Origin of the sequence: Roseimaritima sediminicola, assembly GCF_009618275.1 — a bacterium.
GTDB lineage: Bacteria > Planctomycetota > Planctomycetia > Pirellulales > Pirellulaceae > Roseimaritima > Roseimaritima sediminicola.
Genome location: NZ_WIAD01000031.1, coordinates 1 through 14175, shown reverse-complemented (window position 1 = coordinate 14175; position 14175 = coordinate 1). Strand labels below are relative to the sequence as shown.

10 protein-coding genes are annotated in these 14175 nt (G+C 60.7%); 5 read left to right on the top strand and 5 right to left on the bottom strand.

The annotated features are described in order from the left end of the window. Window positions 1-7: 7 nt before the first annotated feature. From GE027_RS14875 to GE027_RS14865, 3 genes are all read right to left on the bottom strand, one after another. Window positions 8-1108, bottom strand: a complete 1101-nt coding sequence (locus GE027_RS14875) for a DUF1559 domain-containing protein (RefSeq protein ID WP_153558001.1) — start codon at window positions 1106-1108, stop codon at window positions 8-10. 213 nt (window positions 1109-1321) lie between these two features. Beyond that, window positions 1322-1945 (bottom strand): cysteine hydrolase family protein, encoded by a 624-nt coding sequence (locus tag GE027_RS14870; protein ID WP_237607564.1) that lies wholly within the window; start codon window positions 1943-1945, stop codon window positions 1322-1324. A 38-nt stretch (window positions 1946-1983) separates the two neighbouring features. Next, window positions 1984-2757, bottom strand: coding sequence for an ABC transporter ATP-binding protein (locus GE027_RS14865; RefSeq protein ID WP_153558000.1), 774 nt, complete (start codon window positions 2755-2757; stop codon window positions 1984-1986). Between the two features lie 372 nt (window positions 2758-3129). On the opposite strand from GE027_RS14865, the gene GE027_RS14860 reads away from it, so the two are divergent. The 5 genes from GE027_RS14860 to GE027_RS14840 all read left to right on the top strand — a co-directional run bounded on the left by GE027_RS14860 (window position 3130) and on the right by GE027_RS14840 (window position 10272). Next, entirely contained in the window at window positions 3130-4647 is a 1518-nt protein-coding gene (locus tag GE027_RS14860; protein ID WP_237607563.1) for an alpha/beta hydrolase-fold protein, read from the top strand. A 41-nt stretch (window positions 4648-4688) separates the two neighbouring features. Beyond that, on the top strand, window positions 4689-7634 hold the full coding sequence (locus GE027_RS14855; protein WP_237607562.1) for an ABC transporter permease: 2946 nt from the start codon (window positions 4689-4691) through the stop codon (window positions 7632-7634). 8 nt (window positions 7635-7642) lie between these two features. Then, entirely contained in the window at window positions 7643-7993 is a 351-nt protein-coding gene (locus GE027_RS14850) for a tRNA-binding protein (RefSeq protein WP_153557998.1), read from the top strand. A gap of 112 nt (window positions 7994-8105) precedes the next feature. Beyond that, complete coding sequence (locus GE027_RS14845; protein WP_202617422.1) at window positions 8106-8894, top strand: hypothetical protein; 789 nt, start codon at window positions 8106-8108, stop codon at window positions 8892-8894. A 361-nt stretch (window positions 8895-9255) separates the two neighbouring features. Then, on the top strand, window positions 9256-10272 hold the full coding sequence (locus GE027_RS14840; protein WP_153557997.1) for a DUF1559 domain-containing protein: 1017 nt from the start codon (window positions 9256-9258) through the stop codon (window positions 10270-10272). 666 nt (window positions 10273-10938) lie between these two features. On the opposite strand, the gene GE027_RS14835 is transcribed toward GE027_RS14840, so the two are convergent. Next, window positions 10939-11832, bottom strand: coding sequence for a TlpA family protein disulfide reductase (locus GE027_RS14835; protein WP_153557996.1), 894 nt, complete (start codon window positions 11830-11832; stop codon window positions 10939-10941). Between the two features lie 738 nt (window positions 11833-12570). Next, window positions 12571-12975, bottom strand: coding sequence for a vWA domain-containing protein (locus GE027_RS14830; RefSeq protein WP_153557995.1), 405 nt, complete (start codon window positions 12973-12975; stop codon window positions 12571-12573). Window positions 12976-14175 lie beyond the last annotated feature (1200 nt).

Below are 14175 nucleotides of genomic sequence, written 5' to 3'. Positions count from 1 at the left end.
ACATTGTCTAATTTGAAGAAACCGTTTTGACTTCGCCACCATGACGGGTCCAGCTGGCCAGCCAAATGTTTCGGTCGATCGTGTCCGCCACGGCGCGGACGCTGCCATCGCACAGCAACACCTCCACCACGCCCGGGTGATAGCTGCGAGCGGCCGTAATCTTCGAGGATCCACGTTGCAGATCCGGAACTTCGCTGTTGGGCGTCAAGCGCCCGTTGATCAACGGGCCGTTGGGAACGCTGCCCCGCAACCAGTAGTGGTTGCGGTCGCCAGCCCAGCCGGTAATCCCGCCCTGCACAGCGGCGACGCCCCCGGTCTCCGCAGCCGCTGCGGTGGTTTCGTCCACCGCATTGGCGAATGCCCGGTAGCGTAGAGGGTCTTGCAGCGGGGTGGGTGAGGTGATGTTGCCGCCGATGCCGATTGTGGTTTCGGCAAACGCGATCGTGTTGCTGGTGCCATCGACGATATCCCTCAGCTTTGTGCGCGCTCCGACCCAACACAGACCATCGGAAGGGGTGCCACGGCCGGGATGGAAAACACCGTCCAAACCGCTGCCCATGTTCATCGAATAGCTCGTACCGGCAATGTCGATGACCGCGCCCGAGGGCATTTCCAAGCGATGCAGTTCGGCACCGACGTCACTGGGACACTCGAAGCTGGGCACCCGCGTACCGGCGGCAGGTTGCAATGCCGCGGGCAGATCCGCAACGGCCGGATGACCCATGTAGATGCTGAAATCCACCAGGTCCTGCAAATTTTTCTGCTCCATGAAGGGCAGCAGCTTGGCATGCGGCGAGAAATCGTTGGGGTAGCCGCCGGGCCAAGGATAACCGTTGTTCGGCAGCGCCTCGCTGTAGGTACCCGCGTAGTTGTGCATCGCCAGCCCCAATTGTTTGAGGTTGTTGCTGCACTGCATCCGGCGGGCAGCTTCTCGAGCGGCCTGCACCGCAGGCAACAACAGACCGACCAAGACCCCAATGATCGCGATCACGACCAGCAGTTCGACCAGCGTAAAACCATTGCGCCCCGGGGAGGCTTGGCGACGCCGGGACCGTATCTCGGTCTGGGATTCACGAACCTGAGAACACGCCAACGAGGACAGCGACATCAAGACACCTTCTTTCTTCAAACCAAGGATGTTCAGGGGTTCCGTGCCTGCAGCCGTTTCCCCTCCGCGGCATAGCTGCGGAAGACGGCGAAGACACAACGTGAACGTGGCTGGCTAGAGCAAAGAAGGCTCGTCGCTTGCTGCGCTACAGAAACTGATATTGAGAATCAGTTGCACCAAGCGTAACCGCTGGCGGGACGGATGCAAGAGGGGTTAGTGCGGCGGCGCGGTGGTCCCAGGCAAGCGAACCTCCGTGCTGGGGTGAATGTCGGCTTTCAAGACCTGCTGCATCAGTTGCAAAGCACTATCGGTGCGCTGGGCCGAATTAGCTGCGACACAGTCACCCGGGATGACGACTTTGTAATCCCGCATGTAGGCATCGTTAGCGGTGAACAGCACGCAGATATCGGTCGCAAAGCCGGTGATCACCAGCGTTTCGACGGTCAGCGAGCGGAGCAGGATTTCGAGCGTCGTGCCGTAGAACGCAGAGTGTTTGGGTTTGAGCACGAAGTAATCTTCGTCGTGGGGCACCAGTTGCTCGACGATCGGTTTGCCGCGGACGCCTTCTTCGAGACAGTGTTGGACTTGGGCATTGAAGTCGCTTTGCCACTTGCCGAAGTTATCGTTGGCGTAGATCACCGGCAGGCCGAGCCCGCGAAACCGCTCGGCCAGGGCGCGCAGCTTGGGAGCGGCCGGCCGGGCGAACTGTAGTAATTGGTCGCCCTCATCGAATTCCAAGTCGTTGATCACATCGACCAACAGCAACGCCAGGGAAGGACCCTTGCGAGGATCCTGATAGGGCGGACCATGTTCCTGTTGATTTTGAGAGTGCAGCACGATCGATACCGATACGGGGGTTGCAGGATGAAAACAACTCACACAACCGCCGGCTCGCCGCGGCTGATGAGGGATTGATAGTGGGTCGCCAGGGACTGGGCGTCCGCATAGTCGGCGGTGAGGAAACGCTCGACCAGCCGCCCGTCTTTCAGCACCACTATCTCGTCGGCCCACACCGCCACACTGGGTTCGTGCGTAACCACCACCAAGGTGCGGTCGTGGCGATCGCACAACTCGCGAAGCAGCTTACAGATCGCCTCGCTCGAAACCGAATCCAGGCTACCGGTGGGTTCGTCGGCCAGCACGATGGCAGGATCGGCGACGAGCGCCCGAGCGATGGCCACACGTTGTTGCTCGCCACCACTGAGCGAATCCGGTCGATGCTCCAGGCGGTCGTGAATACCAAGCCGCACGGCCATGTCCTGAACCCTGGACGAATCGGGGGAATTGATCCCGGCGGCATACAGTGGGAACAGGACATTATCGTAGGCCGTCAATGAAGGGATCAGGTTGAAGTCTTGGAAGACCAAACCGATCCGATCTCGACGAAATTGGGTCAGCCGGCGATCGGATAGTTCGGCCAGGTTTTGTCCGCCGATCGAGATGGTTCCGGAAGAGGGTCGCGTCAAACCGCCCAGCAGATGCAACAGCGTGCTCTTGCCAGAACCGCTGGCCCCCATCACGGCAACGAATCTACCGGCTTCGATTTCGAGGTCGACACCCTGTAGGGCCTCTACGCGGCGGTGTCCTTGCTTGTACTGCTTGGCCGCGTTTTGGACCGCTGCAGCGGGAGTTTCTGTGGAACGATTCATGAGCAACCCAGTAGTAGCAAGGTGGGTGGGACAGCGTGACAGATCGCCGACGCCCTGTGCACAGAGCATACCAATGCGGTTCAAACTCACTTATGGCCGTCGCTGTCAAGCAAAGCCCGGGGGAAATGCCGCTTACAGGCGGACTGGGTTTCGGTACCCGCGAGCGGGCAATCACCGGCTGTGGTGATTAATCCGACGCCAGCGATCAAAATCCCGCCCAGGGTCGCAATCGCCAACAGAGATGGTTCAAATGGGCGAATGAACCACGCCATCATCCACTCTGCGTTGTTGCTATCCGCCTGCTGCAGCTCATTGGCTCTGGCACAGGCTTCGCCTCAGCCCTCGGTCGAGCCTGACCGTCCTGTGTCGGGAGTGATTCAGTCGGGTGCACAACGCCAGCCTATCGAAATCCTTCTTTCACCGGGCGATTTCGTCCGCGGCAGCCTGGAGGGCGAGAAGCTGACGCTATGGTTGGTCAATGGCAGCGGGGCACCTGTGCGAAGGCTTGCCGCGGGTGTCGGTTCGCAGCAGCCATTCATGTTCGTCGCTGGCGACGAGGGTCCCTATCGGCTGGAGGTCGGCGGTTCGGCATCAACCGGTTATACGCTGCGCACCGAAGCCGTCGTTTCGCTAGCCAACCAGGTCGCCCCCGAAACTCCCTTGGCCAGTCCCCTGCTCCGGCGACTCCAGCAAACCCTCGCTGACGGCGGCGACACCGCAGCGTTCTGGCAACGAATGCAACAACAAGGCACGCCTCTGGTTGAAATGGAAGACGTGCTTCCGGCGCTGGGCGACCACGAAGCCTTAGTGACTTTTTTGTGGCGCGGTGCGAAGCGGAACGTCCGGTTGTTTGGAGCGCCTTCAGGAGATCACGACGAACTGCATCGGCTGGGCGAAAGCGACGTCTGGTATCGCAGCTATCGCGTGCCGAAAAGTGCCCGCATTGCCTATCGAGTGGCACCGGATGTTCCGCACTTGAACACCACAGCCAGACAGCAGCGTCGAGCCATTTTGGCCACGCTTCAACGAGACCCGCTGAACCCACACTACGAACCAACAGCTCCCGTCGATGCCTATGAAGGGTTCTCAGTGGTGGCGTTGCCTGAGGCGGACGCTCCGCTGGGACTGCAGCCTAACCCCAAACATCCCTCCGGCGTGGTGGAGACTTTCTCATTGACCAGCGAGATCCTGGGTAACACACGCGACATCCACATCGCTCGCTCGCCCGGCTATGTTCCCGGCGCCGAGGGCAACGCGTTGGCGGTGATCTTCGATGGTGAACGCTACTTGGACGAGGTCAAGGTCGCCACGATTCTCGATCATTTGGTGGCAGAAAAAAAGATACCGCCGATCGCGGCGGTCCTCGTCGGTAATCCCAGCCCAAGCAGTCGATCGGCGGAGTTGCCGTGCAACGAGCATTTCGCTGCTTTCATCGCAGACGAATTGATGCCCTGGATCCGGCGCCGGGGACTGAACACGCGACGCGAGCGAACCATCGTCGCCGGCGCCAGCTACGGTGGACTCGCCGCCGCCTTTCTGGGTTTCAAGCATCCAGAGATTTTCGGCAACGTCTTCAGTCAATCGGGCTCGTTTTGGTGGTCCCCTGGTGGATTCCAAGCTGACCGTACGGAGGAGACTCAGTGGTTGACCCGCCAGTTTGTCGCTGCTCCGCCGCAACCGGTTCGCTACTACCTGCAGGCCGGCACGTTCGAGCAGCCCAGCGAAATCCTCCAAACGACTCGACACCTGCGGGATTGCCTACGAGCCAAAGGATATGCGGTGGAGTATCAAGAATTTGTTGGGGGCCATGGTTACTTTTATTGGCGACACCGTTTTGCCGACGGAATCGTTGGGTTGCTGGGCGAACCCACCAAGACAACTAGCGATTGATCCACTCCGAGGCTTTTTTTCAGAACCACTCGAGGCAACCCATGCGATTCATCTCCAAACTTGTCATCTCGCAGATGCGCATGCATCCGGGACGATGGCTGACAACGACTCTGGCCATCGTGGCTTCGACCTGTGCGTTGGTATGGGTGGTCAGCGGCTACGATGCGTTGGTGTCGCAGTTTGACGAGAACGCGGACAAGTATCTCGGCCGCTACGATTTGTTGATACTTCCCACTAGTGGAGGTCTGTTGGCGTCGCCGTCGGCATCGATCGATGCAGCCTTGATCCAACGCTTGCAGGCGGATGCGGGCGTGAGGGAAGTCAATGCCATCGGCAACTATCGGGCGACGGTCTCGCGGGCGGACGCCCGCAGCGAGGAGACGGAATCGACGTTGGGGTTACTCATCGGCGATCGTCCGCCGGTCAACGGCGCGCCTCCGGTCGGTCCGACGCTGGTCAGCACGCCGGCGGCCGAGCCTCCCTATGAAATGATCCAGGGCCACTGGCTGGGCAGCCGAGACGACGGCGAATCGACTGTTGTCACAGAGCAGGTGGCGGAAGCCTTAAAGATCGCGGTGGGTGACGCGGTGTTGGTCACGACCTTTGGCAATCAGGTTCGTTTGCGGGTTGTCGGCATCGTCGAGCAAGCAACCGAAGCGCCTGCCCTGCGTGGAAGCGACGGTCGCGGTCCCTCCCAGCAGCGCAAACCCCGCGCCAAACCGTCGGTACCCGGACCTGGCAATAAGTCGTCGCTCAGCGTCTCGTCGTCAAGCCACGAGCCAGCCGATCGCCGAGCCGGTGGCCAGCCGATCGGCTTGCCACGTGGAGCCGCGTCAGGCGTGGCCATCGACGCGGTGTACGTACGACCCGAAACGGCATCGAACATCAACGGCTATGCGGCCGAGCCGCAGATTTTACAGGTCGCGATGCGAGACAACGTGAGCGTCGAACAATTCCGCGAGCTCTGGCAGCAACCTTTGGCCAGCACTGAACCGCCTCTACAGATCGTGGATTTTGCTGCCGTTCGAGGCGGGATGCAGCAGAGCCGAAGTGTGGGAAGCCAACAAGCCCAGGCACTTGCCGCCACTGGAATGGCTTCCCTGGCCGCGGTCTTCATTATCTTTTCGACCCTCAGCATGGGTGTCGGCGAGCGGATTCGCGAATTGGCAATGCTGCGGGCCGTAGCGATGACACGCACGCAAATCGCCGTCATGGTGGCCGTAGAGAGCTTGGCGTTGGCGGTGCTGGGATGGGTCGGCGGATTGGTCGCCGGCTGGGCCATGGTACTGGTCGGCAGCCGGGTGTTGCCGGGTTTGTTCAGCGGCACGGCGGTGCTCGGCTGGGCTTGCCTTGCGTTAACGGGCGTGACGGTGTTGGTCGGCGCCTTGGGTGCGGCGATCCTGCCGGCCCTCAGAGCCATCCGGATCCGCCCGCTGGACGCCATGTCGACCTATCATCCGGCGCCGCCATTCAGATCGTGGGCGTCGTGGGGCGTTGTCGGCCTCGTGCTATCCGCAGCCACACCGGTACTGGTGTTCGGGTTGCCGATGTCCGACGAGTGGCGTCGCTGGGCTTACACCTACGTTTCCTATCCCAGCTTGCTGCTGGGCATGATCCTGATGGCGCCCGCCGTAGTCGTGCTTTGCGAACGCTGCTTCGCCCCCCTGCTGAGTCGGGTCTGGCGGCTGGATCAGCGAATGATGCGAACGCAGCTTTCCACCAATCTATGGCGCAGTGTGGGCGCGACCTTGGCGCTTTCGATCGGCTTGGGACTGTATGCCTCGACACAAACCTGGGGATACTCGATGCTGATTCCCTTTACTCCCGGTGACTGGTTGCCCGATGGCCTAGTGGCCATCCATCCGGCGGGCTTGGACGCTGAAGAGGAATCATTGCTGGGCGAGGTCGAGGGCGTGCGGTCCGACCAGGTGTTACCGTTGGCGATCGAACAGGCCAAGTTCGCTTGGGGCGAGGAAGGCCCACCGCCCCGACTGAAGTTTGGCGACAATGCGGTGCTCTGCGGGCTCGATCCCCAGGCGGCCTTTGGCGGGGAACGAGCCATGTTGCCGGTCGAGTTTGTTTCCGGAGACCGGCAGTCCGCGATCGGCGCACTGGCCGCGGGCGACGGTGCCTGCATCGTGTCGGAAGATTTTGTCATGGCCACCGGACTAGAGGTGGGAGATCCGGTGCATTTCACGCCTCCGGCCGACGATGGCGACCGGATCACATACCGCATTGCTGCGGTGGTCCGATTGCCCGGCTGGCAATGGATCACGAAATTCTCAGGAGTTCGGCGGCATTATGTTCGCACCGGAACGCTGCTGTTTGCCAACCGCGCCGAAGTGCAAGCGGACTTTCACCTGCAACGGACCGAGTTCTTTTGGGTGAACCTTCAACCGGGTGCAGACATCGCCGCAGTCGAAGCACGCTGTCAGACGCTCGCCGAACAACACGGTGAGGGATCGTTTGCGGCGGCAGGCGTAGGTCGCGTCGAGGCCTATCGTCCGTTTGCTCGCCTGACGGCGACCGAGACGGTGCGGCGAGCGATCCGCATGCATGCCGATGGGATAATCTGGAGGATGAGCTATCTGCCGCTGGTCACGCTGACCATCATGTCGTTGGCGATGGTTAATACGGTGATCGCTTCGGTGCGTTCGCGGACCTGGGAATTCGGTGTGATGCGAGCGATCGGCGTAAACCGCAGCCAACTGGTCCGTTTGGTCTTTGCCGAGTCCGTGTTGCTGGGGCTGGCCGCCTGCGTGCTCAGCCTGATCTTCGGGTTGGTAGCCGGTTGGTGCGGGGTGGGCATGGCGCGGTTTGGTGGCTGGTTCGCCGGCCCGCCGACCTTCCATATCCCCTGGGCGCAGCTGTCCATCGGTTTTTCCTTTACGCTACTGCTGTGCTTGCTGGCCGGACTCTGGCCCGCCTTCAAGACCGGCCGCGCCGAGCCTCTGAAACTCTTGCGATCCGGGCGGGCAACCCAGTAGGAAACCTCATGATTGATACCGCTTCGCTGGCGACGCTGGCGGATTTTGAGAAAGTGGCCATTCGCGTGGGCCGCGTCGTCCAGGCGGATCCGTTTCCCGAAGGCAAGTACTCCACGCACATCCTGCGGATCGATCTGGGTGAGGCGCTGGGGGTGAAAAAGTCGCTGGCCCGTCTGCAGCCGCATTACCAGTGCGCCGAACTGCTCGATCGCCAAGTGCTGTGCGTGGTCAATTTCGCACCGCGGCAGATCGGCAAGCACCTTTCCGAGGTTTTGACGCTGGGCGTCGACGATGGCGAGGGCAACGTCGTGTTGGTCCAGCCCGATTGGCCGGTACCGCTGGGCACTCGGTTGTACTGATCGATCGCGGGCTCGGCCGCTGACCGGCGCGCCCTCGATTCAGTAAACTTGGGCCTTGCCTCAAAGCTGCCCTTCCCTGTTCGCCTCCACCAGCCCTTTCAGGAATCCGTTCATGAGCGACCCATCGAGCCCTGCTGAGAACCCTGCGCAGGCGTCCCCCGAGGCGACCCAGCCCGGCGAGACGTCCGAGCGTACGAAGTCCGCCGGCAAGGACAGCAATTCGATCCTGCTGGTGCCCTACCCCAAGTTCGTATTCATGTACCCCACGCTGTTGGCTTCGGCGATTGCGGCGTTGGTACTGTATTTCGGCGGTTACCACACGATCGACCCGGCAACCGATTCGGTGCCGGTCGCGGTCACGGCTATTTTCTTGGGCGTGACGATGGCCAACATGCTGGTCATCATTTTCGACTTCCCCCGAGCCACGTCGCTGACGATGGTGTTTGTGGTCACCACAGCCGTGATGGCCCTCTGGCTGCTGACCGTATTCCAGCCGGGCATTCTGCCGTCGATGGAATCGATCTTTGCCGCCATTCGTCCGGCCGCCAATGCCACCTTCTTCGGCTGCATCGCCGTGGTAATGACGTTGTTGTATGCGTTCGTGTTTTTATGCGTGCGGTTTGATTATTGGGAAGTCCGCAACAACGAACTGCTTCATCACCATGGGGTGCTGAGCGATTTGAAACGGTATCCGGCACCGAACCTGCGCGTCGACAAAGAGATCAACGACGTGTTCGAGTACATGTTGCTCGGCGCGGGCCGATTGATCCTGCATCCGAGCAGCGAGAAGCGGGCGATCGTGCTCGACAACGTGTTGTTTGTCGGGCAGAAGGAACGCGAGCTGACTCGCGTGCTGGGTTCGATCAAGGTGCAAATCGGCAGCAGCTCAGGACGCGATTGACAGCCCCCTTTCCGGGCCCGACGAGCCGGCTCTCCCCGAGGGAGATTCATTCCTAAGCACACTTTAGCGTGGCCATGGCCTCCACACCCTACCTCTGACCGGCGGAGACCACCCATCGTTTCCGGCGGATAAGAGCGATGAATGCCTATTATTAATCATTGCAGCGATTCGGTCAGCTCGAGAATCGGCCTTGCCTTAATCCTACACATCACGGCTATCGCCTACGTCTCCCATCTGGCATACTGCCCGCCCCTTGATTAATCCCACCTAAAATTGCATTCTCTTTTTTCCCGTGCATTGTCAATGTGCTGGGAATATCTTTGCAAAGTCGTTTAACTACCTTTAAGTCTGCTTGAGAAATATGATGTCGAAGTCCCTGATGGGCGTTCAGAGAAAAGGATTTACGCTAGTCGAATTATTGGTCGTTATCGCGATTATCGGCGTTTTGGTCGGCTTGCTACTTCCTGCCGTTCAAGCGGCTCGCGAAGCGGCGCGGCGGATGCAATGCTCCAATAATCTGAAGCAGATTGGATTGTCGCTGCACAACTATCACGACACCCACGGTTGCATTCCCCCGGGAGTTCTTCCGCAGGACGTGGGTCGCCAGCGGCAAGCCTCCTGGATCGTGCGTACGTTTCCCTATATGGAACAGAACACCGTCTTCGACCGGGCGGTGTTTGTCGGCACCGACTGGACGGGCCAGGACAGCGTGGACCGCAACTGGGAGCTGAAAAACACCGTTGAAGTCGAGACGTACATCTGCCCGTCGTCCGACATGCCACGGCGCCGCACCGAAACGCCCAACGGCGACACCCAAGCGTTGGGTGCTCCGGGCACGATCGAGGTCCAGCTGGCCTCCTACGCCGGTGTGGCCGGCACGTATTTTGATCCCAACGACATGGCGTCGGCTCCCCAACCGAACTTCAGCAACTACGGACGTGCGACGTTCAATGGTGTGATGGCCTCGGTCGGCGGTTCTGCTCAAGGCGGACCCGTCCGCTTTGCGAGTATCACCGACGGCACCAGCAACACGATCTGCATCACCGAGCAGTCGTCGTTTTACACCAATGCATCGAACCAGAGGACCGACTGTCGGGCCAGCAATCACGCCGGCGGGATGTGGGCCAGCGGCCCGGGGGGCGATTCCGATTGGTGGCTGAACGTGTCGGTCGTCCGCTATCCGATCAACTGGAATTTGGCGACCTCCAATGCCTGCCCGGGTTATCAGAAGCACACGATCACTCGTTCGAATCATCCGGGCGGGGCCCAGGTGCTGCTCAGCGACGGCGCGGTCCGCTTCGCTCAGGAGACCATGGACTTTTCCTTGTTCACTCGGTTGTCGGCTCGCAACGACGGGATGGTCACCGAATCGTTCTAAGCAGCGATTCCCGTTATTCCACTCGACCTACCTCCACCTTTCCACGCACTCAGGAACCCCGCCTTGCCTCACCTCGCTACCCAGTCTGCACCAGGACGCTCGACCCGCCTGCACAAGCGACCTACGGCCGGTCAGAATCAGCCAATCCGATCGCTGGCGCGACTTGCAGCCCTCTGTGTCGGCTCGCTCCTGCTGACCGGATGCGGCGGCAGCGTCAGCGGGCCGTTGGCCGAAGTTACGGGCCAGGTGACTCGCGGCGGAGAACCCCTCGAAGGTGTCAACGTGATGTTTATCCCACAGGACGGCCAAGGAGCGCCGTCGGGAGCCGTCACCGATAACAATGGCGAGTTCCGGTTAACCCATTCCGACGGTTCCCCGGGCGCGTTGCTGGGGAGCCACCGTGTGGTGATTAGCGTCAGTGGCGAAGAACCGCCACCCCCGGAGGCCGGATCCCGTCCGGCGCGCCAAGCGCCGGCGCCTGAGTATTACAAGCAGGCGGAGGTTAGCGCCGAGGAAGACAACCACTTTCTGTTCGAGGTCCCGCAAGGAACGTCGCGCTACCGCACAAGCTGACAACGCGAACGGATCGACCTCGTGCGGGGAATCGCCCGCAATAGATCGACAGCGTTCATCGAACGCTGGGTTATCGAACGCTGGGTTTAAGACCTACTCCGAATCAGATGAGTCTAGCTTCTTATCGATGAAGGTGACAGCTTCGTCAAGCTTAAAGGTGCGGAGTAAAATAGTGCCTTCGGGATCGAGCACGTAGTGTATTGGCACGGAACTGATGCCAAGTTGCTGTCGAACCACGGGTGTGTCGCGACCTGCCAAAAGTGCCTGCGGCCAATCCACCTGCTTTTCCAAAATGAACTTTCTCGCGTGATCGGAATCCTCATCAAGACTGACGCTAAGCACGGCCACTTTCTCTGAATCCCATCGATTGGCGGCCGTCCGGACGTCGGGCAGTTGCTTGATGCATGGTGCGCACCACGTTGCCCAAAAATCGATCAGCAGATAACGGCCGGTGAAATCTGCGATCGAACCTGATTCGTCCCGGGACATTTTGGCAAAGCGAAAGTTCGGAAACCGTTCGCCGACTTGCGGACCAAGTTTCACTTCGACTTCGATTTCGCCCAAGTCGAGATCCTGGTTACCGACCGATACGTCGACGACATCGAGACCGACCGGATCAATCAAGCAACCCTCTGGCGGTTCATAGATTGAGATTGCAAATTGGTAATCCCCCGGCTCAACCCCGTGAATTTCGAATGATCCGTCTGATTGAAATTTGACGAAATGATATGGAAGCGTCGAAAGAAACCTTCGTCCTTCTTCCGAGTTTCGGAGATTAAACGACCAACCGTGACGCCAGTCAAATCCTGCGCGTCGAATCGGTTCGGGAGGATCGATACCGGAAGCCCGCTTCAAGAAAAAGTTGAGACAATAGTTCATGTCCAAACTCGAAGCCACTTTGCCCGATGGTTTGACTCGTCCCCGGACCACGACGCCGGTGCCGAAATCGACTGTGTGCGTTTGACCGGGCTGCAAGTCGAGCGGCACGTTTTCACTCGAACTTAATCGTGTTTTCTGCCAGACGGAAACGACGGGAGATAACGAGGATGGAATGGGGGGGGAACACGATCGAATAGGAATTTTCCGTTCCTATCAGTCCTGGTCGAGAACGAATCTTGAACGTGAGGATTGTCTCCTCCGAGAGCGACTCGGCCGGGGACAGTGCTTGCAGGTCGGGACTGCTAGCAGCTAGCTGAGGTGGACGCTGGCAGTACTGGCGCCAGTAGTTCGGTCACTGTCCCCGCGTGGCCGTCCCCGCGTGGCCGTCCCTCGCGTCGCTGCTCACTGCACTGTCCCCGGTCGTCGCGCGTCCAGGGACAGGGCACGCACATCAGCCTGCTAGCAGCTATCCCGATCGCTGCACTGTCCCCGTGTGTCGCTGTCCCCGTGTGTCGCTGTCCCCGTGTGTCGCTGTCCCCGTGTGTCGCTTGCACTGTCCCCCGGTCGCTTTCCGTGCTTGCAGATCGGAACTGCTAGCAGCTAGCTGAGGCGGACGCCGTTAATACGGGATGCTAGTAATGCGGTCACTGTCCCTGTGTGGCTCTGTCCCTGTGTGGCTGTCACTGTCCCCGCGTAGCTCTCGTCACTGTCCCTGCGTGGCCGTGCTTGCAGGTCGGACTGCTAGCAGCTAGCTGACGCGGACGTTGTTTGATACGGGGCGCCAGGGATGCGGTCACTGTCCCTGCGTAGCTCTCTGCGTGGCTCTGTGTGGCTGTCGTCGCTTGCTTAATCATCCTGTCCACTGGCCAGCGAGGCGATGCAATCGCGTGTCCGCTGGGCAAGAACTCTGGGAATCGCCTGATCGAGCTTATCCCGCCCGATTTGGATGTACTTGCCACCGGTTCGGCGGGCCATCCGTTGTGGCGTCTCGCGGTACTTGGGAGCGTGAATTTCCGCGTGGACAACGTCGATCTGGATTCCCGCCTGTTCATACCTGTCCAGGATCGCGGTGTCTTGCAAGACCGGGTCGCCGTCGGTCAGGACGATCAACCTGCGTCCTGCCGCGTCGACTTTGCTGAGCGAATCCAAGGCCATCTCGAGCGGGGTGTCGAACGTTGGCAGATCGCCCGGATGCGCGTTCTTGATCAATTGAAATAGTTGAATCTTGTCCTGCTCTCGAGTCCGCGCCAATCCATGACCGGGCTCCCACGGAAGCGGGCGGGGACAGTCATCGCACGAGTTGGTTGCTAGCACGTTACGTCGCGGCTAGCTCTGTCCCCGTCCGCGCCTGGCCGGTTCCGTTCCGGAGTCGCGGAGCGACGGCAGGTGGTAGCCCCAGGCGCGAGCCTGGGGAAACGCAATCAAACCATCCGCAAAGCCCTGGAGGGGCGACAGGGACAAGGCTTTACCAACTGCGGTCGGGGACAGTCATCGCACGAGTTGGTTGCTAGCACGTTACGTCGGGGCAAGCTCTGTCCCTGTTCCTCGTCCCCTATGCCGTCGCTCCGCGACTTCCGGCGTATCTTGGGGGCTTCTACCTCGGATTGGCATCCGAGGCTATCAACTGCCATCGCTTCGCGATTCGATGCAGCTAGCATCGGCACGCCGAGGTCGGCTCCGTCCCTGTTCCTCCCCTCTTCGTGCACTGTCCCCGCACGGTCGGTTCCCCGTCCCCTATGCCGTCGCTCCGCGACTTCCGACGTATCTTCGGGGGCTCCTACCGCGGATTGGCATCCGAGGCTATCAACTGCCATCGCTTCGCGATTCGGTGCAGCTAGCATCGGCACGCCGAGGTCGGCTCTGTCCCTGTTCCTCCCCTCTTCGTGCACTGTCCCCGGCCTTCGTGCACTGTCCCCGGCCGGTTCATGCACTGTCCCCGCACGGTCTATGCCGTCGCTCCGCGACTTCCGGCGTATTTTGGGGGTCTCCTACCTCGGATTGGCATCCGAGGCTATCAACTGCCATCGCTTCGCGATTCGATGCAGCTAGCATCGGCACGCCGAGGTCGGCTCCGTCCCTGTCCCTCCCCTCTTCGTGCACTGTCCCCGGCCGGTTCGTGCACTGTCCCCGGCCGGTTCGTGCACTGTCCCCGGCCGGTTGGTGCACTGTCCCCGCACGGTCGTGCACTGTCCCCGCACGGTTGGTGCCGTCGCTCCGCGACTTCCGGCGTATCTTGGGGGCTTCTACCTCGGATTGGCATCCGAGGCTATCAACTGCCATCGCTTCGCGATTCGGTGCAGCTAGCATCGGCGCGCCGAGGTCGGCTCCGTCCCTGTTCCTCCCCCCTTCGTGCACTGTCCCCGGCCGGATCCTTCGTGCACTGTCCCGGGTCGGTTCTCTTTGAGCGGCTGAAGCCTGGACTCCAGCGCGACCGGCGTCGCTCGAAAGCTT